At 67.9% G+C, this 20,266-nt stretch carries 19 protein-coding genes and 2 tRNA genes; 7 read left to right on the plus strand and 14 right to left on the minus strand.

Features of this window, described 5'->3' with window-relative positions; genetic code table 11:
* Positions 1 to 10: 10 nt before the first annotated feature.
* From C9E82_RS01945 to coaBC, 6 genes are all read right to left on the minus strand, one after another.
* Complete coding sequence (locus C9E82_RS01945; protein WP_119897678.1) at positions 11 to 1,351, minus strand: SufB/SufD family protein; 1,341 nt, start codon at positions 1,349 to 1,351, stop codon at positions 11 to 13.
* Positions 1,351 to 2,106, minus strand: a complete 756-nt coding sequence (gene sufC, locus C9E82_RS01950) for a Fe-S cluster assembly ATPase SufC (RefSeq protein WP_119897679.1) — start codon at positions 2,104 to 2,106, stop codon at positions 1,351 to 1,353. The genes C9E82_RS01945 and sufC overlap by 1 nt, the downstream gene beginning before the upstream one ends.
* Before the next feature lie 107 nt (positions 2,107 to 2,213).
* Positions 2,214 to 2,549: a response regulator gene (locus C9E82_RS01955; protein WP_119897680.1), complete on the minus strand. Its 336-nt coding sequence runs from the start codon at positions 2,547 to 2,549 to the stop codon at positions 2,214 to 2,216.
* Complete coding sequence (gene sufB / locus C9E82_RS01960; protein WP_119897681.1) at positions 2,546 to 4,066, minus strand: Fe-S cluster assembly protein SufB; 1,521 nt, start codon at positions 4,064 to 4,066, stop codon at positions 2,546 to 2,548. The genes C9E82_RS01955 and sufB overlap by 4 nt, the downstream gene beginning before the upstream one ends.
* A gap of 33 nt (positions 4,067 to 4,099) precedes the next feature.
* Positions 4,100 to 5,143: a cysteine desulfurase family protein gene (locus C9E82_RS01965; RefSeq protein ID WP_119897682.1), complete on the minus strand. Its 1,044-nt coding sequence runs from the start codon at positions 5,141 to 5,143 to the stop codon at positions 4,100 to 4,102.
* Positions 5,140 to 6,375, minus strand: a complete 1,236-nt coding sequence (gene coaBC, locus C9E82_RS01970) for a bifunctional phosphopantothenoylcysteine decarboxylase/phosphopantothenate--cysteine ligase CoaBC (RefSeq protein ID WP_119897683.1) — start codon at positions 6,373 to 6,375, stop codon at positions 5,140 to 5,142. Before coaBC ends, C9E82_RS01965 begins: the two co-directional genes overlap by 4 nt.
* Positions 6,376 to 6,501: 126 nt before the next feature.
* On the opposite strand from coaBC, the gene C9E82_RS01975 reads away from it, so the two are divergent.
* Entirely contained in the window at positions 6,502 to 8,016 is a 1,515-nt protein-coding gene (locus tag C9E82_RS01975) for a YifB family Mg chelatase-like AAA ATPase (RefSeq protein ID WP_119897684.1), read from the plus strand.
* Between the two features lie 124 nt (positions 8,017 to 8,140).
* Here the strand turns inward: C9E82_RS01975 and C9E82_RS01980 are convergent, their stop codons facing one another.
* The 8 genes from C9E82_RS01980 to C9E82_RS02015 form a co-directional block, all read right to left on the minus strand.
* Positions 8,141 to 8,407, minus strand: coding sequence for a DUF982 domain-containing protein (locus C9E82_RS01980; protein ID WP_119897685.1), 267 nt, complete (start codon positions 8,405 to 8,407; stop codon positions 8,141 to 8,143).
* Positions 8,408 to 8,836: 429 nt separating this feature from the next.
* Positions 8,837 to 9,076: a hypothetical protein gene (locus C9E82_RS01985; RefSeq protein ID WP_119897686.1), complete on the minus strand. Its 240-nt coding sequence runs from the start codon at positions 9,074 to 9,076 to the stop codon at positions 8,837 to 8,839.
* 50 nt (positions 9,077 to 9,126) lie between these two features.
* Entirely contained in the window at positions 9,127 to 9,333 is a 207-nt protein-coding gene (locus C9E82_RS01990) for a cold-shock protein (RefSeq protein WP_119897687.1), read from the minus strand.
* 191 nt (positions 9,334 to 9,524) lie between these two features.
* Positions 9,525 to 9,893 (minus strand): CopM family metallochaperone, encoded by a 369-nt coding sequence (gene copM, locus C9E82_RS01995; RefSeq protein ID WP_119897688.1) that lies wholly within the window; start codon positions 9,891 to 9,893, stop codon positions 9,525 to 9,527.
* Positions 9,894 to 10,072: 179 nt separating this feature from the next.
* Positions 10,073 to 10,147: transfer RNA gene (locus tag C9E82_RS02000), tRNA-Val, on the minus strand.
* 77 nt (positions 10,148 to 10,224) lie between these two features.
* The gene (locus C9E82_RS02005) at positions 10,225 to 10,536 is read right to left on the minus strand and encodes an HU family DNA-binding protein (protein WP_119897689.1); all 312 of its coding nucleotides are present in this window, start codon (positions 10,534 to 10,536) and stop codon (positions 10,225 to 10,227) included.
* A gap of 172 nt (positions 10,537 to 10,708) precedes the next feature.
* Complete coding sequence (gene lon / locus C9E82_RS02010) at positions 10,709 to 13,126, minus strand: endopeptidase La (RefSeq protein ID WP_119897690.1); 2,418 nt, start codon at positions 13,124 to 13,126, stop codon at positions 10,709 to 10,711.
* 165 nt (positions 13,127 to 13,291) lie between these two features.
* Positions 13,292 to 14,653, minus strand: a complete 1,362-nt coding sequence (locus C9E82_RS02015) for an ATP-binding protein (RefSeq protein ID WP_244935987.1) — start codon at positions 14,651 to 14,653, stop codon at positions 13,292 to 13,294.
* A gap of 82 nt (positions 14,654 to 14,735) precedes the next feature.
* Between C9E82_RS02015 and C9E82_RS02020 the strand changes: the two genes are divergently transcribed.
* From C9E82_RS02020 to putP, 6 genes are all read left to right on the plus strand, one after another.
* A complete protein-coding gene (locus tag C9E82_RS02020; protein WP_240643494.1) occupies positions 14,736 to 15,587 on the plus strand; it encodes an MBL fold metallo-hydrolase in 852 nt (283 codons plus the stop codon).
* A gap of 59 nt (positions 15,588 to 15,646) precedes the next feature.
* Positions 15,647 to 15,721, plus strand: a tRNA-Asn gene (locus tag C9E82_RS02025).
* A gap of 256 nt (positions 15,722 to 15,977) precedes the next feature.
* On the plus strand, positions 15,978 to 16,196 hold the full coding sequence (locus C9E82_RS02030; RefSeq protein ID WP_119897692.1) for a hypothetical protein: 219 nt from the start codon (positions 15,978 to 15,980) through the stop codon (positions 16,194 to 16,196).
* 130 nt (positions 16,197 to 16,326) lie between these two features.
* A complete protein-coding gene (locus tag C9E82_RS02035; RefSeq protein ID WP_119897693.1) occupies positions 16,327 to 17,856 on the plus strand; it encodes a CHAD domain-containing protein in 1,530 nt (509 codons plus the stop codon).
* Complete coding sequence (locus tag C9E82_RS02040) at positions 17,853 to 18,602, plus strand: ParA family protein (protein ID WP_119897694.1); 750 nt, start codon at positions 17,853 to 17,855, stop codon at positions 18,600 to 18,602. Before C9E82_RS02035 ends, C9E82_RS02040 begins: the two co-directional genes overlap by 4 nt.
* Before the next feature lie 170 nt (positions 18,603 to 18,772).
* Positions 18,773 to 20,263, plus strand: a complete 1,491-nt coding sequence (gene putP / locus C9E82_RS02045; RefSeq protein WP_119897695.1) for a sodium/proline symporter PutP — start codon at positions 18,773 to 18,775, stop codon at positions 20,261 to 20,263.
* Positions 20,264 to 20,266: the final 3 nt, after the last annotated feature.

Consider the following 20,266-nt stretch of genomic DNA (forward strand, 5'->3'; position numbering starts at 1 on the left):
CGCCATGCCCTCAGCCTTGGGCGCGGTCGGTCAGCCACGCTTCCAGACGTTCATGGATCCGCTCGCGCAGCCCCTCGTCCTCGACCTCCTCCAGCGCGTCGGCCAGGAAGGACAGCACCAGGAAGACGATCGCCCGCGCCTTCGGCACCCCGCGAGAGCGCAGGTAGAACAGCGCCGTTTCATCCAGTGCGCCGGTGGTCGAGCCGTGAGAGCATTTCACGTCGTCGGCATAGATCTCCAGCTCGGGCTTGGCCAGGAACTGGCTGCGCTCGTCCAGAAGCAGCGCCTGGCTGATCTGGTAGCCGTCGGTCTTCTGCGCGCCCTGCTTGACCAGGATCTTGCCCTGGAAGACGCCCTCGGCGCCGTTCTTCAGCACCTTCTTGAAGACCTGGCGGCTTTCGCAGCGCTCGGCCCCGTGGGTGATGAAGACGGTGTCGTCCTGGTGGAACGGACCCTCGTCGCCGTCGCCCAGGACCGCGGCCGCGATATGGGCCACCGCGTCGTCGCCGGCGATGTCGATCACGCCTTCCTGGCGCATCAGCCGGCCATTGACCGACAGCGCGAAGCTTTTCAGCTGCGCCTCGGCCGCGACGCGGGCAAAGAGATGCGACAGGCCCAGCTTCTGATCGGCGGCGCGCTTGGCGGTGATGTGATGCAGCCGCGCGCCCTTCGCCAGGTCCACCTCGATCACCCCGTTCGAGCGCGCGCCGCTCATCCCGGTTTCCAGCAGCGTCAGCTCGGCGCCTTCCTCGACGCGGACGACATGGTGCCAGAGCGCATCGGCGTCGGCGCTGGCGCGGCGATGGATGACATGGACCGGCTTCGAGGGCCTGCCGGTCACGCGGATCAGCACGCCGTCGCGCGCCGCCGCCGTGTTCAGCGCGGCAAAGGGCCGGCGCACCGGGACCTGGCCCGCGGTTTCCAGCACCCCGTAAAGCGAGGCCGCCCAGTGATCGCCGGTGGCCTCATCCACTGCGGCCAGCGTCTCGATCTGGACGCCCTCCAGCTCTGCGTCGTCCGAGGCCGCCGCGTCGAAGACCCCGTCGACGAAGACCAGCTTCAGCCGGTCCAGGTCGTCGAACAGCGCCGGGCCGGCATCCGTCACCAGCGGCACCGGCTGCGGCAAGGGGGCGTTGAAGGGGCGCGGATCGGTATAGCGCCAGTATTCGTCGCGCGGACCCGGCAGGCCCATGTCGCGCAGCCGCGACAGCGCGTCGCGGCGCGCGGCGGCGGTGAAGCCGCCCCTGGGCAGCGACAATGCCTCCAGCCGCGCCTCCAGCGCGTCGGGGGCGCGGGCCGCGCCGCTGACCTGCGGCGTCACGTCCTTGGTCTTGACCGCAATATCCGACATCAGCCGGCCTCCGCCAGAAGATCGCCGTAGCCTTCCTTCTCGACCTGCAGCGCCAGCTCCGGCCCGCCGGTCTTCACGATGCGCCCCTCGGCCATGATATGGACGACATCGGGCTGGATATGGTTCAGAAGCCGCTGGTAATGGGTGATGACCAGGAAGCTGCGGTCGGGGGCGCGCAGCGCGTTCACGCCATCGGCCACCAGCCGCATCGCATCCACGTCCAGGCCCGAATCGGTCTCGTCCATGATGCACATGCGCGGGGCCAGCATCGCCATCTGCAGGATCTCGTTGCGCTTCTTCTCGCCGCCCGAGAAGCCGACATTGACCGGGCGCTTCAGCATGTCGGGGCTGATATGCAGCTCGGCGGCCTTGGCGCGGACCAGCTTCAGGAACTCGCCCGAGGACAGCTCTTCCTCGCCGCGCGCCTTGCGCTGCGCGTTCATCGCGGTGCGCAGGAAGGTCATGTTGCCCACGCCGGGGATCTCGACCGGATACTGGAAGGCCAGGAACAGGCCGGCGCTCGCGCGTTCCTCGGGCTCCATCTCCAGCAGGTCCTGGCCGTCCAGCGAGGCCGCGCCTTCCGTCACCTCATAGCCGTCGCGGCCCGACAGCACATAGGACAGCGTCGATTTGCCCGAGCCGTTCGGCCCCATGATGGCATGGACCTGGCCGGCCGGAACCTCCAGCGACAGCCCCTTCAGGATCTGCTTGTCTTCTTCCTCAAGCTTGACGTGCAGATTGTCGATCTTCAGCATCCGCGATTCCCTTCGCACTTTTTCTGTCCCCGCATCCGCAACCATGGCCGCCGGATGAGGGCAATCCGTCATTCTTCAGGCCCCGAGGGGCCGCAACCGGCGCCGGTTCAGGCCAGGACGATGGCGTCCACGACCTTGCGCACGAAAGGCGCCATGCCCGCCGGGCCAGAGTCGCGATCCTTCAGGTGGATCGACAGGTCCGGCCGCCTTGCGGCGATGACGCCGATCAGCTCGCCCCGGACATCGTCGTCCAGCCCCGCGCCCATGACCACGCAGGCGATCCGCGGTTCGCTGTCCAGCTGGCGGATCACCTCGCCGCGGTCATGCGCGCCAAGCCATTCCACCTGCATGTCGCTCAGCTGGGTGGCGATGTCACCGATCACGCCGGGTAGCCGACCCACCAGCAGCACGACCGCCTTCCCTGATCTTGCTTCGTTCGTCATCCGACCGATCCCTCCAGACTGATCGCCACCAGCGATTGCGCCTCCATGGCGAATTCCATCGGCAGGGCCTGCAGCACCTCGCGGCAGAAGCCGTTCACCACCAGCGCGACGGCCTCTTCCTCGTCCATGCCGCGCGACCGGCAATAGAACAGCTGGTCGTCATCGACCTTGCTGGTCGTCGCCTCATGCTCGACCCGGCTGCTGGTATTCCTGACCTCGATATAGGGCACGGTATGGGCGCCGCATTTGTCGCCGATCAGCAGGCTGTCGCATTGGGTATAGTTGCGGCTGTTCGTCGCACGCGGGTGCATCGACACCAGGCCGCGATAGGTATTCTGCGCCTGACCGGCAGAAATCCCTTTCGATACAATGCGAGAGCGGGTGTTCTTGCCAAGATGGATCATCTTGGTGCCGGTATCCGCCTGCTGGAAGTTGTTGGCGATGGCGATCGAATAGAACTCACCCTGCGATTCGTCGCCGCGCAGGATGCAGGACGGGTATTTCCAGGTGATCGCGCTGCCGGTTTCCACCTGCGTCCACATCACCTTGGCGCGGGCCTCGCGGCAGTCGGCGCGCTTGGTGACGAAGTTGTAGATGCCGCCGCGGCCTTCCTCGTCGCCGGGGAACCAGTTCTGGACGGTGGAATACTTGACCTCGGCATCCTCCAGCACGACGATCTCGACGACCGCCGCGTGCAACTGGTGGGTGTCGCGCTTGGGCGCGGTGCAGCCCTCCAGGTAGCTGACATAGGCGCCCCTGTCGCAGATGATCAGCGTGCGCTCGAACTGGCCGGTATTCTCGGCATTGATGCGGAAATAGGTGGACAGCTCCATCGGGCAGCGGGTGCCGGGCGGGACATAGACGAAGCTGCCGTCCGAAAAGACCGCACTGTTCAGCGTGGCGAAGAAATTGTCCGATTGCGGCACGACCGAGCCCAGGTATTTCTTCACCAGCTCGGGATGTTCGCGGATCGCCTCGCTGATCGAGCAGAAGATCACCCCGGCCTTGGCCAGTTCATCCTTGAAGGTGGTGCCGACGCTGACCGAATCGAAGACCGCGTCCACGGCGACCCTGCGGCCCTCGGCCGGCACGCTTTCCGCGCCCTCGACGCCGGCCAGGATCATCTGCTCCTTCAGCGGGATGCCCAGCTTGGCATAGGTGGCCAGCAGCTTGGGGTCCACATCGTCCAGCGACTTGGGCTTTTCGGCCATGCTTTTCGGGCGGGCATAGTAATACTGGTCCTGATAGTCGATATCGGGATAGTTCAGCATCGCCCAACGCGGCTCGGTCATGGTGGTCCAGCGGCGATAGGCCTCCAGCCGCCATTCCAGCATCCATTCCGGCTCTTCGTTCTTCTGCGAGATCAGACGGACGATGTCCTCGTTGATGCCCTTGGGGGCATAGTCCATCTCGATCTCGGTATCCCAGCCATACTTGTAGCTGCCCATGTTCTGCACGGTCTCGACCGTTTCGCGGTCGACACCTTCGCGAACGTCAAGATCGGTGGTTGCGGTCATTCCATGTCCTTCCTCGGTAGGCGAGCGTCTCACTCAACCATTCCTGTCGCGCCAGCGTGAATAAGCCTTTTGCCACGCTTGCGCAAATTGGTTCAACTGATCACTGCCCAAAGCTGGGCTTATCGAGATGCGGATCGCCGATTGCGCCTGCTGATCGCCGAAGCCCATGGACTGCAGCACCCCGCTGGCGCGCACCTTTCCAGACGAACAGGCGGACCCGGCCGAGATTGCCAGCCCCGCCAGATCCATCTGCATGACCTGCGTCTCGCCTTTCCAGCCTGATGTAAGAATGCAGGTCGTGTTCGGCAAGCGCCGGGCGTTCTTTCCGGCGATGACGGCGCCGGGGGCGGCCTCCAGCAATTGCGCCTCCAGGGCGTCGCGGCGGGCGGCGACCTCGTCCCACAGCCCCGCCTCCAGGTCGCGCTGCGCGGCGGTGGCGGCGGCGGCGAAGCCCAGGATGCCGATCAGGTTCTCGGTCCCGCCGCGGCGGCCCTGTTCCTGCCCGCCGCCGCGGATCAGGGCGGCCACGTCGGTGCCCTTCTTCAGCACCAGCGCGCCGACGCCCTTCGGCCCGCCCAGCTTGTGCGCGCTGACGAAACCCGCGGTGACGCCCAGCCAGTTGAAGGCGAAGGGGATCTTGCCGAAGGCCTGGGTCAGGTCGCTGGAGCCCAGCCCCTCGGGCAGGGTCTGGATCACGCCGGTCTCGTTGTTGGCCAGCTGCAGGCTGGCGCGCGCGGGGTCGGGGACAGTGACGATGCCGTCCGCGTCCACGGCCAGGTCCTGCTCGCACCAGGCCTTGATCGCGCTGTGTTCGACCGGTGCGCAGGAAATCCCCTGCCCGGCCAGCACCATCGCCGCCGCCTCGGTCGCGCCCGAGGTGAAGATCACGTCCGCGCCCTCGGCCCCCAGCGCGGCGGCGACCTGTTCGCGGGCGCGTTCCATGGCCATCTTCGCCGCCCGCCCCTCGCTATGGACCGAGGAGGGGTTGCCCGAGATGTCCATCGCCTGGATCATCGCCGCCCGCGCTTCCGGGCGCAGCGGCGTGGTCGCGTTCCAGTCCAGGTAGATGCGGCTCATTCCAGGGCCTCCGCGATGCGGCTGGCAAGGATCCGGGCGACGGCGGGCTTGCTCATGCGCGGCCAGTCCTCGGCGCCCTCGGCGGTGATCAGCGTAACGGCATTGTCGGCGCCGCCCATGATGCCGGTCGCCGGGCTGACATCATTGGCCAGGATCCAGTCGCAGCCCTTGCGCAGCCGTTTCGAGGTCGCATGGGCAATCACGTCGTCGGTCTCGGCCGCGAAGCCCACCACCAGCTTCGGGCGATGCTGGGCCAGCCCGCTGAGCCATGCCAGGATGTCCGGGTTCTCGGCCATTTCCAGCGCCGGGGGCTGGTCCGATCCGTCCTTCTTCATCTTGCGGTCCGTGGCGTTGGTCACATGCCAGTCGGCCACCGCCGCCGCCATCACCGCGGCATCGGCGGGCAGCGCGGCCTCGACCGCGTCGCGCATCTGGCGCGCGGTCTCGACCCGAATCACCGTCACGCCCTCGGGCGGTGGGACCTGCGCCGGGCCGGTGACGAAGCTGACCCGCGCGCCCAGGTCGCGCAAGGCCGCCGCGATGGCTGCCCCCTGCGCGCCCGAGGACCGGTTGGCGATATAGCGCACCGGGTCGATCGGCTCATGCGTGGGGCCCGAGGTCACGATCACATGCCGCCCGGCCAGGCGCTGCGGCGGCACCTGCGCCTCGGGCAGCAGCTTCAGCGGCCCCTCGCCTTCCAGCGCCTCGCGGATCGCCGCGACGATGGCCTCGGGCTCGGCCATCCGGCCGGGGCCGTATTCGCCGCAGGCCATGTCGCCCTCGTCCGGGCCGACGGTCAGGACACCATCGGCCCCAAGCTGCGCCAGGTTGCGCCGGGTCGCGGGATGGTCCCACATCCGCACATTCATCGCCGGCGCGATCAGCACCCGCTTGTCGGTCGCCAGCAGCAAGGTCGAGGCCAGGTCGTCCGCCAGCCCCTGCGCCATCTTCGCCATCAGATCGGCGGTCGCCGGCGCCACCACCACCAGGTCGGCGGCGCGCGACAGCTGGATATGGCCGATCTCGGCCTCGGTGGAAATGTCGAACAGCCCTTCATGCGCGGCCTCGCCCGCCAGCACGGAAACCGTCATCGCGGTGGTGAACTGCGCGCCGGCGCGCGTCAGCACCGGCGTCACCGCAACGCCCTGGCCGCGCAGCAGCCGGATCAGCTGCGGCACCTTGTAGGCCGCGATGCCGCCGCCGATGATCAGAAGGACACGCTTGCCGTTCATTCCAGCCCCCGTCAATGCTGCCCGACAGATAGACATGCCGGCCCCGGCCCGCAAGAAAACTCCCCCGTTAACCCATTCTTAACGCCGCCCGCGTTAACCCTTCGCCACTGGGGTTCGGGGACAATCATGGTCGCAATCGCCTATTCGGTCGCCTTCGAGGGCATCGAGGCCAGGCTGGTCGAGGTGCAATGCGCGCTGGCCGCCGGCCTGCCCGGCTTCTCGATCGTGGGCCTGCCCGACAAGGCGGTCAGCGAGGCCCGCGAAAGGGTCAAGGCGGCCTTCGGGGCGATGGCGGTGGCGCTGCCCAACAAGCGGCTGACGGTGAACCTCTCGCCCGCCGACATGCCCAAGGAGGGCTCGCATTTCGACCTGCCCATCGCGCTGGCGGTGCTGGCCGCGCTGGAGATCGTCCCGGCCGAGGAACTGTCGCGCTGCGTGGCCCTGGGCGAGCTGGCGCTGGACGGGCGGCTGGTGCCGGTGGCCGGCGCCCTGCCCGCCGCCATGGCCGCGGCCGAGGACGACCGGGCGCTGATCTGCCCGCGCGCCTGCGGGTCCGAGGCCGCCTGGATCGACCGGGTGCCGGTGCTGGCCCCCGCGACGCTGCGCGAGGTGGTCGACCACCTGACCGACCGCGCCCCCCTGCCCCGCGCCGCGCCCGGCAAGCTGGCCGATCCGCCGCCTGCCGGCTGCCTGTCCGAGGTGCGCGGCCAGGAACGCGCCAAGCGCGCGCTGGAGATCGCCGCGGCCGGGCGCCACCACCTGCTGATGATCGGGCCGCCCGGCGCGGGCAAGTCGATGCTGGCCGCGCGCCTGCCCGGCCTGATGCCGCCCCTGGCCCCGGCCGAGGCGCTGGAAAGCTCGATGATCCATTCGCTGAACGGCTCCCTGCCCGAGGGCGGGCTGATGCGCCATGCGCCCTATTGCGACCCGCATCACAACGCCTCGATGCCGGCCATGGTCGGCGGCGGGCGCGGCGCGCGGCCCGGCCAGGTCAGCCTTGCCCATAACGGCGTGCTGTTCCTGGACGAGCTGCCCGAATTTCCCCGGCAGGTCCTGGAAACCCTGCGCCAGCCCATCGAGACGGGCGAGGTCACGATCGCCCGCGCCAGCGCCCATATCCGCTATCCCTGCCGCTTCCTGCTGGTCGCCGCCGCCAATCCCTGCCGCTGCGGCTATCTGGCCGATCCGGCGCGGGCCTGCACGCGGGCGCCCGGCTGCGGCGGCGATTATCTGGGCCGGATCTCGGGGCCGCTCCTCGATCGCTTCGACCTGCGGCTGGAGCTTCCCGCCGTCGGCATCGCCGACCTGGAACTGCCCCCCGGCGGCGAGACCTCGGCCCAGGTCGCCGCCCGCGTCGCCGCCGCGCGCCGGATCCAGTCGCGCCGCTTCGCCGGCCATCCCCGGATCCGCGTGAATGCCGAGGCCTCGGGCGCATTGCTGGACCAGATCGCCAGCCCCGACAGCGAGGGTCGCGACCTGCTGGGCCGCGCCGCCGAAAAGCTGGGCCTGACCGCGCGCGGCTATCACCGCATCCTGCGCAGCGCCCGCACCATCGCGGATCTCGACGGCTCGGAGACCGTCCGCACCCCGCATCTGGCCGAGGCGATCAGCTATCGCCTGCCCTTCGTCGCGGGCGGCTGAGCGAGGCCCGCGCCCGAGTTTGGCCAGAAACGAAAACGCCCCGGCCAGGCCGGGGCGTTGGAATCGGATCGTTGCGGTGGCGTCACCGCGCCGGCAGCGTGCCGGGCGAAACCGCCGATCGGCGTCAGGCGGTCCCGTAGGACGGCGGCAGCGAGGGCCGAAATCCGGCCGACTTGGCCGCCGCCACGAAGGCCTGCCGCGCGGCGGGCACCGGGACCATGCATTCCATGGCACCGTCGACGGCCTCGCTGGCCGCCCGCCGATATTCGTCACTCACCGGCCAGCGCTTGCGCAGCCAGTATTTCGCCTGCTCGATCGTCGAGATCTGAAGCGTGTCACCCTCGTCGGTGATCACGAGCGTAAGGGGTTTTCCCCAGTTTATTTCTATCATTTTCTATACTTGCTAGTTCAAAGTTAAAATACAACGCAGCGGCCGGCCATATCCTCGATACGGCACGCCGATCACATTACGGCAGCTTCCTTTACAGAAGGTTACCATCACCATCCCGCCACCCCGGATGGGGGATCCGCCTCCGACGCTCGTTGTCCTGCCGAAGGGATTCGTCGGACTGCGGCAGCCGTTTCACCGGCTGAACGGGCTGGCGGTCAGAATCGTGACCAGAATCATCTGCAACCGGCCCATCGACCAGCCTTGGCCAATTGCGATCCATCGGCATCCCTCGCGGCTACACCGCGCAGGACAGCCGTGCGGATGAAGGCAATATGGGAATGTCAGCGCACAATTGCATCCAGCCGTGACGGATAATCGCTCAAGCGACTGTAATCACGTCAAAGATGGCGGACGGCCAGCACGACGCGGCTATTCCGGTTTCGTGCCCGCGGGTCTGGCGCGGCCCTTGCCGGGCGCCTCGGCCACGGACGATTTTTTCTCGGCTTCGCGGGCCAGACGGGCATCCCGCAGGGAAGCGGTCAACTGGTCGCGCTTCTTGGCGCTGTCCGCGATGATCTGCTTTGCCGCCGCAGTGGTTCGGTCCAATGCGGTTTCGGGCGTGCGCCGCCCTTCGCCGAAAATATTCGTGAACTGGTCTTTCGGGATCATGTCTGCCCCTGCAGCGGGCCCGACCCCAGCGGATCGGACCCTTGCAATTCTCAGGCCAGCGCCAGATTCGTCGCCGATTCACGGCCGTCGCGGCCGCTTTCCAGCTCGTAGGTGACCGCCTGGCCGTCATTCAGCTGGCGGATGCCCGCCCGCTCGACCGCCGAGATGTGCACGAAAATGTCGCGGCCGCCATCTGCCGGGGCGATGAAGCCGAAGCCTTTGGTTTGGTTGAACCATTTCACGGTGCCATTGGCCATCGTGATGTCTCCTTCTTGGTATGCTGCCCGCAACATGCGACAGCCCGGCTCAGTCAGTTCGGGTAGCAAACTGAAGCCGATTAAGGAGACAGGGTGCGGTAGGAATCAACGTAGCTGTGCCAAGCTACCCCAGCGCGCCGAAAATAGCAAGGAAAGCCGAAGGCCCCCTTCCGCCCACGACGTCTGGCCCGCTAATTCCCGCGCTGGCGCAGCCATTCCTGCATCATCTCGATCTCGCCTTCCTGGGCCTCGATCACCTCCTGGGCCAGCTTGCGGACCTCGGGGTCCGACCCATGGTCCAGCGCGATCCGCGCCATGTCGATCGCGCCCTGGTGATGCGGGATCATCCCGCGCATGAAATCGACATCCGCGTCGCCGCTGTAGTCGATCATCATCTCTCGATGCATGCGCTCCATCGCCGCGCGATAGGCGGTGGTCGAGGCCGCCTCGGCCCGCGCCCCGGCCTGGTGGCCGGCATGGCCGTCATGGGACATCGCGGTCGCGGTCACGGCGGCAGCGCCGAAGGCACCGGCACAGAGCAGGATGGCAATGCGTTTCATGAAATCCTCTTCCTGGTTTGTTGCTCGTGGTGCCATCCCGCTTAAGGGTTCCAGCAGCTGGAGGGTCAAGCCCGCCGGAAATCACCACCGGGAAACACCTTCGTGAACAGGCCGCGCCGGCCGCCAGGGGCCCGGAACGCGGAAAGCCCCGGCGGGGGCCGGGGCTTTCGCGGGAATGATGGTGGGTGATAACGGATTTGAACCGCTGACATCTTCGATGTGAACGAAGCGCTCTACCGCTGAGCTAATCACCCGGTGGGCGGGCTTTTAGACCGGGCCGCGGCGCGGCGCAAGAGGGCGCGCGCAGAATCCTGCCCCGCGGGCCCGCATTTCAAACCTCGTCCTGGGCCTTGCGCCGCAGCCTCAGGGTTATCACCTCGCCGCCGCGCAGATCGCGCGAGCGATTGACGCGGGCGCGGCCGAAAGGCGGCACGGCCAGCGTCTCGCCCGAGGCCAGCGCCACGCCCAGCTGGGCCAGCGTCGCCTCGATGATCGGCCGCGCCTCGGATTTCTTGGCGCCGGTCGCCGCCACCACGCGATCGACGAAATCGCGCTTCTGCACCACCTGCGCCGGCTGGGGATCACCCGGCAACTCTCGGCTGAGCGACCGCCGTCCCGAACCGGAATCGGTCTGGCCTGTCATGCTGAACCTCCAAATCAGAACCATTGGTTCAGGTTGGCGCAAATAATGACGTTAGGTCAACATTATTCGGCATTTGCCATGAAGAAGCCGGGCCAGGAAGGGTCCTGGCCCGGCGGGTTTCCTCATGCACGCGGACGGCGATGTCGCCGCCCGGCAGCCGTGGGCGGGCGGGTCAGTGCGCGACCGCCCCGCCGGTGCCGATATCGTCGCGGCGCGCGGCCAGCCTTGCCGCCTCGGCGGCCTCATGGGCGGCTTCGTCCCATTCGACCGGCTCGGGCATGCGGACCAGCGCGTGTTTCAGCACCTCGCGGACATTGCCGACCGGGATGATCTTCAGCCCGGTCTTCACGTTGTCCGGAATCTCGGCCAGGTCCTTTTCGTTGTCGGCCGGGATCAGCACCGTCCTGATGCCGCCGCGCAGCGCCGCCAGCAGCTTCTCCTTCAAGCCGCCGATGGCCAGCACATTGCCGCGCAGCGTGACCTCGCCGGTCATGGCGACGTCCTTGCGCACCGGGATCCCGGTCATGACCGACACGACCGAGGTGACCATCGCGATCCCCGCCGAGGGGCCGTCCTTGGGCGTGGCGCCCTCGGGGACGTGGACGTGGATGTCGCGGCGGTCGAATTCGGGCGGCTTGACCCCGATCTCGGGCGAGATCGAGCGCACGAAGCTGGAGGCGGCGTCGATCGATTCCTTCATCACCTCGCCCAGCTTCCCGGTGGTCTTCATCCGGCCCTTGCCCGGCAGGCGCAGCGCCTCGATCTGCAGAAGATCGCCGCCGACCGAGGTCCAGGCCAGGCCCGTCACCACGCCGACCTGGTCCTCCTTCTCGGCCAGGCCATAGCGGTGGCGGCGCACGCCCAGGTAATCCTCGGCCTTCTGCGCATCGACCGTCACCGATTTCACCTGGCCCTTGAGGATCTCGGTCACGGCCTTGCGGGCCAGCTTGGCGATCTCGCGTTCCAGCGACCGCACGCCCGCCTCGCGGGTGTAATAGCGGATCACATGGGTCAGCGCCTCGTCGGTCACCTCGAACTCGCCCTTGCGCAAGCCGTTCGCCTTGACCTGCTTGGGCAGCAGGTGCTGGCGCGCGATTTCGCGCTTCTCGTCCTCGGTATAGCCCGACAGCGGGATGATCTCCATCCGGTCCAGCAGCGGGCCCGGCATGTTGTAGCTGTTGGCCGTGGTCACGAACATCACGTTCGACAGGTCGTATTCCACCTCCAGATAGTGGTCCACGAAGGTCGAGTTCTGCTCGGGATCCAGCACCTCCAGCATCGCCGAGGCCGGGTCGCCGCGGAAGTCCTGGCCCATCTTGTCGATTTCATCCAGCAGGATCAGCGGGTTGGTGGTCTTGGCCTTCTTCAGCGCCTGGATGATCTTGCCGGGCATCGAGCCGATATAGGTGCGCCGGTGGCCGCGGATCTCGGATTCGTCGCGCACGCCGCCAAGGCTGATGCGGATGAATTCGCGCCCCGTCGCCTTGGCGACCGACCGCCCCAGCGAGGTCTTGCCGACGCCCGGAGGGCCGACCAGGCACAGGATCGGGCCCTTCAGCTTCTGGCTGCGCGCCTGCACGGCCAGATATTCGACGATCCGTTCCTTGACCTTTTCCAGCCCGTAGTGATCGGCGTCCAGCACCTTCTCGGCCGCGACCAGATCCTTGCGGGTGCGCGACTTCACGCCCCAGGGCAGCGCCAGCAGCCAGTCCAGATAGTTGCGGCTGACCGTCGCCTCGGCCGACATCGGCGACATCGACTTCAGCTTCTTCAGCTCGGATTCCGCCTTCTCGCGGGCCTCCTTGCTGAACTTGGTCGCGGCGATCTTCTCTTCCAGCTCGGCGATCTCGTTCTGGCCGTCCTCGCCGTCGCCCAACTCCTTCTGAATGGCCTTCATCTGCTCATTCAGATAGTATTCGCGCTGCGTCTTCTCCATCTGGGTCTTGACGCGCGACTTGATCTTCTTCTCGACCTGCAGGACCGACATCTCGGCCTGCATCTGGGCATAGACCTTCTCCAGCCGCTCGGAGACGTCCAGCGTGTCCAGAAGGTCCTGCTTCTTGTCCAGGTCGATCCCCATGTGGCCGGCGACCAGGTCGGCCAGCTTGCCGGGCTCGCGCGCCTCGGCGACGGCGGTCACGACCTCTTCGGGGATGTTCTTGCGGACCTTGACGTAGCGTTCGAATTCCTCGGCGACGGTGCGGACCAGGGCGGTGACGGTGGCCGCGTCGCCGACGGTCTCGGGCAGCACGACGGCGGCGGCCTCGAAATGATCCTCGTTCGGCACGAAGCCGGTGATCTGCACGCGCTCATGCCCCTCGACCAGCACCTTGACGGTGCCGTCGGGCAGCTTCAGCAGCTGCAGCACATTGGCCAGCACGCCGGTGCGGTAGATCCCGTCCTCGGCGGGTTCGTCCACCGAGGCATCCTTCTGCGCGGCGAGAAGGATCGGCCGATCCGCATCCATCACCGCTTCCAGGGCGCGAACGGATTTCTCACGGCCGACGAACAGCGGCACGATCATGTGCGGAAAGACCACGATGTCCCGCAAGGGCAACACCGGATAGGTCTGAGAAGCGAAATCGTTCATGTCTGCGTTCCTTTCCTGCCCGAAGCCGCGGCCCCGTCATTGGCGACACGCGGCCCCTGCATCGGGCCAATCTAGGCGCGTCGGGTGTCGCATTCAATATGACCCGAAGAATACCACATATTTTGTCCCGGCGCCCGGCAGCCGCAAACCCTGCACCCAAATGCCTCAGCGGGGGATGACGATTTCCGCCCTCAGCCCGCCCAGGCGCGGCCCGCGCCCCAGCCGCAGCTGGCCGCCATGGGCGCGCGCGACATCGGCGGCGATGGCCAGCCCCAGCCCGGTGCCCTGCCCGCTGCTGCGCCCGCGCGCCGGGTCAAGCCGGGTGAAGGGGCGCATCGCGGCATCCAGGCTGTCCTCGGGGATGCCCGGCCCGTCATCCTCGATGCCGATGCGCAGGCTGCGCGGGCCAAGCGTCGCGTCGATCTCGGCCCGGCTGCCATAGCGGACGGCATTGCCGACCAGGTTGTCCAGCGCCCGGCGCAGCATGTCGGGGCGGAAGGTCGCCTGGCCCTCGGCCTCGCCCTCGAAGCGCACCAGGTCGACCTTCTGGCCGGCGCGCTGCGCATCGGTGACGATGCCGTGCAGGAAGGTCTGGACGCGGGTCGCCTCGGGCGGGCTGTCGCGGGCCTCCTCGCGGGCATAGTCCAGGAAGCCGTCCACCATCCGGTTCATCTCGGCGATGTCGGCCTCCATCGCGGCGATCTCCTCGGCATCGGGGGGATAGTCGGGCGACATCATCGACAGGCCCAGCTTCAGCCGCGTCAGGGGGGTGCGCAGGTCGTGGCTGATCCCCGACATCATCACCTTGCGCTGCTCGTTCTGGCGCTCCAGCCGGTTGCGCATGTCCAGGAACGCCGTGCCGGCGCTGCGCACCTCGATGGCGCCGCCGGGGCGATAGGGAACGATGCGGCCCTTGCCGTATTCCTCGGCGGCATGGGACAGGCGGCGGATCGGGCGCAGCTGGTTGCGCAGGAAGATCGTCGCGATGCCGGTCATCAGCAGCGAGGTGAAGACCATCAGCACCAGCAGCTGGTGCGGGTTCGAGGCGCTGACCCGGCGCCGGTCGAAATCCAGCGAATAGAGGCCGAACCGGCCCTGCATCGTGACCGAGACCCGCTTGTCGTCGCTGGCCAGGTCCACCGAGGCGACGCCCGGCACCTCCTCGCGCAGGACCTCGATCACGACGCGGCCGGAAAAGTCGTAGAACAGCCGCCGGTCGGCCTCGCCGGGCTCGGCCGGGATGCGCAGGATCAGCCCCAGCGGCGCGGCCACCGTCTCGCCCGCAAGCAGCGCCGTCGCGACATTCTCGGCCCGGTCGATGCGCCGCGCGACGAAGGCCAGCTCGCGCGCCATGGACGAGGTCATCTGCCGCGTCACGCCCTCGAAATGGCGCTGCAGGAACATCACGCTGACCACCAGCGTCACCACCACGATCGGCAAAAACAGGATCAGCGCCGCCCGTCCGTAAAGCCCGCGCGGAAAGACGCGCTTGGCCCAGCCCTGTTCGTTGTGGTTCGTCATGGTCATCCCGTCTGCCGCCCGCTAGGCTAACCGCGCGATGCGTCCCGCGAAAGGGCCGCCGTCACCGATCCGCGATGAAAGAGGCGCCATGCAGGAACCCCTGTCGATCCTTGCCCCGAATCCCTCGCCGCTGACCGGGCAAGGGACCAACACCTTCCTTCTGGGCCGGCGCCATGTCGCGGTGATCGATCCCGGCCCCGACCATGCCGGCCACCGCGCGGCGATCCTGGAAGCCTCGGGCGGGCGCATCACGCATATCTTCGTCACCCATGCCCATCTGGACCACAGCGAGGGCGCGCGCGCCCTGTCGCAACAGACCGGCGCGCCCATCCTGGCCTTCGGCGACGCGCTGGCCGGGCGCTCGGCGGTGATGCAGCGGCTGGCGGCCGAGGGGGTGCTGGAGGGCGGCGAGGGGCTGGACCGCGGCTTCCGCCCCGACATGACGCTGAGCGACGGCGCCGTGGTCGAGACGCCCGACTGGACCCTGTGCGCGATCCACACGCCCGGCCATGCCGCCAATCACCTCAGCTTCGCCTTCGAGGACCTGCTGTTCTGCGGCGACATCGTGCTGGGCTGGTCGACGACGCTGATCTCGCCGCCCGACGGCGACCTGGGCGATTACTTCCGCAGCCTGGACCGGATCGGGGCGCTTGGCGCGTCCCGGCTGCTGCCCGCCCATGGCGCCGCGATCGATAGCCCCGCGCCGCGCCTGGCCGAGCTTGCCGCCCATCGCCGCGAACGCACCGCCCAGATCCTGGCGGCGCTGCGCGACGGCCCGGCCGATGCCGCGACCCTGGCCGCCCGGATCTACGACATCCCCGCCGCGCTGATGCCCGCCGCGACCCGCAACGTGCTGGCCCATCTGGTCGCGCTCGACGCGCTTGGCGCCGTCCGCGCCGAGGGCGATTTCTCGTCCCGCGCGCGCTTTTCGGCGATGTGAAAATTTTGTCGCAATGCCTCTGGACGGCCCCGGAACTGCTTGCTATATCGCCCCCGTGTTCCGGCGTAGCTCAGCGGTAGAGCAGTTGACTGTTAATCAATTGGTCGTAGGTTCGATCCCTACCGCCGGAGCCAAGACTTCCGCAAGCCGCTGAAGTCGCTACAGTTTCTCCACCAGACCCCAGGCTGACACGGACCGCATCCGGGGCTTTCGCGCGCTTCGGGCAAGGCCGCTCGCCCGGCGACATCGCGGCCAGGACAGCCCGCATCCGGTCCACCATCCCTGCGGGCGGGCCGGACACCGGCAGCGCGCAACCGCCACTGTCATATGGTCGTCACGGGCATGACGGATTCTGCGGGCTGCAATCGACAAGATGCAAAGGAGATGCACATGGCAGACATCCCGACGATCTTTCACGCCGTCACCGAACCCGCCGCCCGGGGATTCGCCGCCCAGCCGGCCCGGAACACCCCCGACGGCCACGCGGCCTTCCAGCAGGCGGTACAGGACTTCGCCGGATCGCAGCTGGAATGGGAATTGCTGGTCACGCATCCCGGCCGCTACGGCCAGTGGGACGCCGCCATCTTCGTCCCCGCCACCGGCGCCTGACCGCCCGCGGCCCGGCTGCAGGACCTTGATGGCGCAGGACCTTGATGGCATTGCGCCCTGTGCCTAGGAAGGGGGAACAGCAATCACAGGATCACCAGGAACGACCTGCGCAAAGCCCGAGGTTCCGGCCATGAGCGCCCGCGACGAGACGAATTTCCACCTTCCCGCCGAGGCGATGGAGGCGCTGACCACGGTCCCGGCGGGCAAGCTGGCGCCGCGTCTCGACCCGCCGGCCAGGCCCCTGCCCTTCGTGCTGCTCGACTGCTTCGACCAGAGCCTTCGCCGCTCGGGGCGGCTGCTGATCGAGGCCGGGGACCAGCTGGAACTGCTGACGGCGGATGGCCGAATCCTGACCCAAGCGGCCCGGCGCAAGGGCGGTTTCGTCGCCGATCTTGCGGACGGGCCGGTCAAGGCGGCGCTGGCCGACCTGTCGCCGCTGCGCGCGCTGCTGCCGCTCGGCACCGGAGAGATGCGGCCCGCCACCCTGTCGCTGGTCGATGACGAGGGCAAGACCAGGGCCCGCGCCCTGCTGCGCCTGCTGACCGGCACCGGCGGGAAGGAGACGGTCGTGGCGACGCTGTCGGGCCTGCGCGGCTATGACAAGGCGCTGGACCGGCTGCGCGCCCATCTCGTCGCCTGCGGCGGCCTGGGCCTGGCCGAAGGCGGGCTCTATCGGCGGCTGTTCGTGGGGCATCGGCCCTATCAGCCGAAGCCGGCGATCGCGATCGGCCGAAAGGATCGCGCCATCGACGTGGCCAGCGACATCATCGCCGCCCATATCCCGGTGGCCCGCGCGAACGAGCCCGGCATCATCGCCGACCTGGACAGCGAATTCCTGCACGACTATCGCATCGCGCTGCGCAAGATCCGCTCGGTCCTCAGCCTGTTCAAGGGCGTCTACGACCCGGCGCAGACCGATGCGCTGAAAGCGCGCTTCACGGCGCTGATGGCGCCGACCGGGCGGCTGCGCGACCTGGACGTCTATCTGCTGGAGCGGCACCGCTATGACGCGCTGCTGCCCGAGGCGATGCATGGCGGGCTGGACCGGATGTTCGCGCTGTTCCGCCAGGAACGCCACGCCGCGCAGGCGCAGCTGGCCGATCACCTGCGCGGCACGGCCTATCGCGCGGAAATCGCGGACCTGGCGCGGCTGTTCGAGACGCGCAAGGCGCTGCGCCCCGGCCCGAACGCCGCCCGAGGCGCCCATGACCTGGCCTGCGAGCTGATCTGGAAACGCTATCGCAAGATCTGCCGGATCGCGGCGGAGCTTGGCCCGGAAACCCCCGACGGCGACATCCACGCGCTGCGGATCCATTGCAAGAAGCTGCGCTATCTGATGGAATTCTTCGCACCGGCCTTTTCCGAAGGCAGGTTCGCGGAGCTGATCAAGCCGCTGAAGCGGTTGCAGGACAGGCTTGGCCTGTTCAACGACTTCTCGGTGCAGCAGGTCAGCCTGCGGGCCTTCCTGGCCGGGCTGGACAAGGTCCCCGAGGCCGAGCGGCTGGAGATCGCGCAAAGCGCCGGGGCGCTGATCATGGTGCTTCATCAGCGGCAGCTGGAGGAACGCGACAAGGTCGCCGGCAGCTTCGCGCGCTTCAACAGCGCGAAGACGCAGCGGCTCTTCCGCGACCTCTTTCGCGACGGAGGGGAGGGAACATGAAGATCATCGCCTGCTATTCCAACAAGGGCGGCGTCGGCAAGACGGCGGCATCGGTCAACCTGGCCCATGTCTTCGCGACCTCGGGCCGGCGGGTGCTGCTGTGCGACCTGGACCCGCAAGGCGCCTCGGGCTTCTATTTCCGCATGAAGCCGTCGAAGAAGCTGACCGAGGCCGGCTTCTTCCAGGATGTCGAGAAATTCACCGGGGCGATCCGGGGCAGCGATTTCGACGACCTGGACGTGCTGCCCGCGAATGCGCGCTTTCGCGATTTCGACATCTTCCTGTCGCGGATGCGCGACGACCGCTCGCGGCTGAAGAAGGCGCTGAAGGCGGTCAAGGGCGATTACGACGTGATCCTGCTGGACTGCCCGCCCAATATCACGACCCTGTCGGAAAACGTCTTCCGCGCCGCGGATGTCGTGCTGGTGCCGGTGATCCCGACGACGCTGTCGCAGCGCACCTTCGATCAGCTGACCGATTTCTTCCGCGACCACGACCTGCCGACGAAGAAGCTCCATGCCTTCTTCTCGATGGTCCAGGGCATCAAGATCCTGCATGGCGAGACGATGGCGGCGATGCGCGAGGCCAGCCCGAAGCGTTTCCTGGAGGCGCGGATCCCCTTCGCATCCGAAGTAGAGCGGATGGGCGTGCATCGCGCGCCGGTCACGGCGACGGCCCCGGCCAGCAATGCCGCCAGGGCCTATCGCGCCCTGCATGACGAGCTTTGCGACAGGATCGGACCCTAGCGAAACGCAAGGCGCGCCATCGCGCGGTGGCACCCGACGGAACCGCAGCCCGACCTGCGGCTTTCGTCTCAGGGTTGACTCATCGCCGCATCCCTGCCCAAAAGCCGCGCATTGGTCAGCAAGGCTGTCCGGTTTCGCCACGCGCATAACGCCACATGAGGTCATTCTCGATGTCTGGAAACCTGTATACCTCTATCGCATTGGGGCTGTATTTCGGCGCGATGCTGCTGATCGGCTATCTGGCCTATCTGCGGACCAGCGACCACGAGGGCTACATGCTGGCCGGGCGCGGATTGCCGCCCTGGGTCGCGGCGCTGAGCGCCGGGGCCTCGGACATGTCGGGCTGGCTGATCATGGGCCTGCCCGGCGCGATTTACACCACCGGCCTGATCGAGGGCTGGATCGCGGTCGGGCTGCTGATCGGCGCCTATCTGAACTGGCGGCTAGTCGCGCCCCGGCTGCGCGCCTATACCGAGATCTCGCGCAACTCGATCACCCTGCCCAGCTTCTTCGAGAACCGCCTGCGCGACCGCTCGCGCCTGCTGCGCAGCCTCTCCAGCATCGTCATCCTGGTGTTCTTCACGCTCTATGCCTCGTCGGGCATGGTCGCGGGCGGCAAGTTCTTCGAAAGCGCCTTCGGGGGCGACTACCTGACCGGGATGCTGCTGGTGGTGCTGGTGACGCTGGCCTATACGCTGTTCGGCGGGTTCCTGGGCGCCTCGCTGACCGACGTGGTGCAGGGGCTGATGATGGTCGTGGCGCTGATCGTGGTGCCGGTCGTGGCCATCCAGACGATCGGCGGCACCGGCGAGACGGCGGCGATCATCACCGAGGTCGGCGCGGGCAACCTGTCGCTGATCGGCGCGGGCCAGATGACCGCGGGTGCGGCGGTGCTGGTGATCCTGTCGGGCCTGGCCTGGGGCCTGGGCTATTTCGGCCAGCCGCATATCATCGTGCGCTTCATGGCGCTGCGCAGCCCGCAAGAGGCGGCAAGCGCGCGCCGCATCGGCACCACCTGGCAGTTCCTGTCGCTGTCGGGCGCAGTCGCCAGCGGGCTGATCGGCATCGCCTATTTCAACCGGTTCGGGGCCGCGCCCGCCGATGCCGAAACCGTGGTGCTGCTGATGTCGCAGGTGCTGCTGCACCCGCTGGTCGCGGGCTTCGTGCTGGCCTCGGTACTGGCGGCGATCATGAGCACGCTGTCCAGCCAGCTGATCGTCTGCTCCTCGGCGCTGGTCGAGGACATCTACCGCGCCATCAGGAAACCCGTTCCCAGCCAGCGCACCCTGATCGTGCTGGGCCGGACCGGGGTTCTGGCGGTGGCGATCATCGCGGCGCTGCTGGCGGTCAGCCCCAATGACACCATCCTGGGCCTCGTCGCCTTCGCCTGGGCCGGTTTCGGCGCCGCCTTCGGCCCGATCGTGCTGCTGAGCCTCTATTGGCGCAAGCTGACCAACGCCGGCGCCATCGCCGGCATGGTGGTCGGCTCGGCCACGGTCTTCGGGTGGAAGGCGCTGGATACCGGGCTCTACGAGCTGCTGCCGGCCTTCGTGCTGGCCATGGCCAGCTGCGTGGCGGTCAGCCTGGCGACCTACCGGCAGAACGACGAGATCGAGCGCGAATTCTCGCAGGCCAGCCTGGCGGTCGGCGCCAGGGCCTAGCCG

This window comes from Paracoccus sigandri (genome assembly GCF_003709565.1).
GTDB classification, from domain to species: Bacteria; Pseudomonadota; Alphaproteobacteria; order Rhodobacterales; family Rhodobacteraceae; genus Paracoccus; species Paracoccus siganidrum.

Excerpts from the sequence above, each read along its gene's own strand:
- C9E82_RS01945 (WP_119897678.1), bottom strand. The coding sequence starts at position 1,351 with ATGTCGGATATTGCGGTCAAGACCAAGGACGTGACGCCGCAGGTCAGC.
- sufC (WP_119897679.1), bottom strand. The coding sequence starts at position 2,106 with ATGCTGAAGATCGACAATCTGCACGTCAAGCTTGAGGAAGAAGACAAG.
- C9E82_RS01955 (WP_119897680.1), bottom strand. The coding sequence starts at position 2,549 with ATGACGAACGAAGCAAGATCAGGGAAGGCGGTCGTGCTGCTGGTGGGT.
- sufB (WP_119897681.1), bottom strand. The coding sequence starts at position 4,066 with ATGACCGCAACCACCGATCTTGACGTTCGCGAAGGTGTCGACCGCGAA.
- C9E82_RS01965 (WP_119897682.1), bottom strand. The coding sequence starts at position 5,143 with ATGAGCCGCATCTACCTGGACTGGAACGCGACCACGCCGCTGCGCCCG.
- coaBC (WP_119897683.1), bottom strand. The coding sequence starts at position 6,375 with ATGAACGGCAAGCGTGTCCTTCTGATCATCGGCGGCGGCATCGCGGCC.
- C9E82_RS01975 (WP_119897684.1), top strand. The coding sequence starts at position 6,502 with ATGGTCGCAATCGCCTATTCGGTCGCCTTCGAGGGCATCGAGGCCAGG.
- C9E82_RS01980 (WP_119897685.1), bottom strand. The coding sequence starts at position 8,407 with ATGATAGAAATAAACTGGGGAAAACCCCTTACGCTCGTGATCACCGAC.
- C9E82_RS01985 (WP_119897686.1), bottom strand. The coding sequence starts at position 9,076 with ATGATCCCGAAAGACCAGTTCACGAATATTTTCGGCGAAGGGCGGCGC.
- C9E82_RS01990 (WP_119897687.1), bottom strand. The coding sequence starts at position 9,333 with ATGGCCAATGGCACCGTGAAATGGTTCAACCAAACCAAAGGCTTCGGC.
- copM (WP_119897688.1), bottom strand. The coding sequence starts at position 9,893 with ATGAAACGCATTGCCATCCTGCTCTGTGCCGGTGCCTTCGGCGCTGCC.
- C9E82_RS02005 (WP_119897689.1), bottom strand. The coding sequence starts at position 10,536 with ATGACAGGCCAGACCGATTCCGGTTCGGGACGGCGGTCGCTCAGCCGA.
- lon (WP_119897690.1), bottom strand. The coding sequence starts at position 13,126 with ATGAACGATTTCGCTTCTCAGACCTATCCGGTGTTGCCCTTGCGGGAC.
- C9E82_RS02015 (WP_244935987.1), bottom strand. The coding sequence starts at position 14,653 with ATGACCATGACGAACCACAACGAACAGGGCTGGGCCAAGCGCGTCTTT.
- C9E82_RS02020 (WP_240643494.1), top strand. The coding sequence starts at position 14,736 with ATGCAGGAACCCCTGTCGATCCTTGCCCCGAATCCCTCGCCGCTGACC.
- C9E82_RS02030 (WP_119897692.1), top strand. The coding sequence starts at position 15,978 with ATGGCAGACATCCCGACGATCTTTCACGCCGTCACCGAACCCGCCGCC.
- C9E82_RS02035 (WP_119897693.1), top strand. The coding sequence starts at position 16,327 with ATGAGCGCCCGCGACGAGACGAATTTCCACCTTCCCGCCGAGGCGATG.
- C9E82_RS02040 (WP_119897694.1), top strand. The coding sequence starts at position 17,853 with ATGAAGATCATCGCCTGCTATTCCAACAAGGGCGGCGTCGGCAAGACG.
- putP (WP_119897695.1), top strand. The coding sequence starts at position 18,773 with ATGTCTGGAAACCTGTATACCTCTATCGCATTGGGGCTGTATTTCGGC.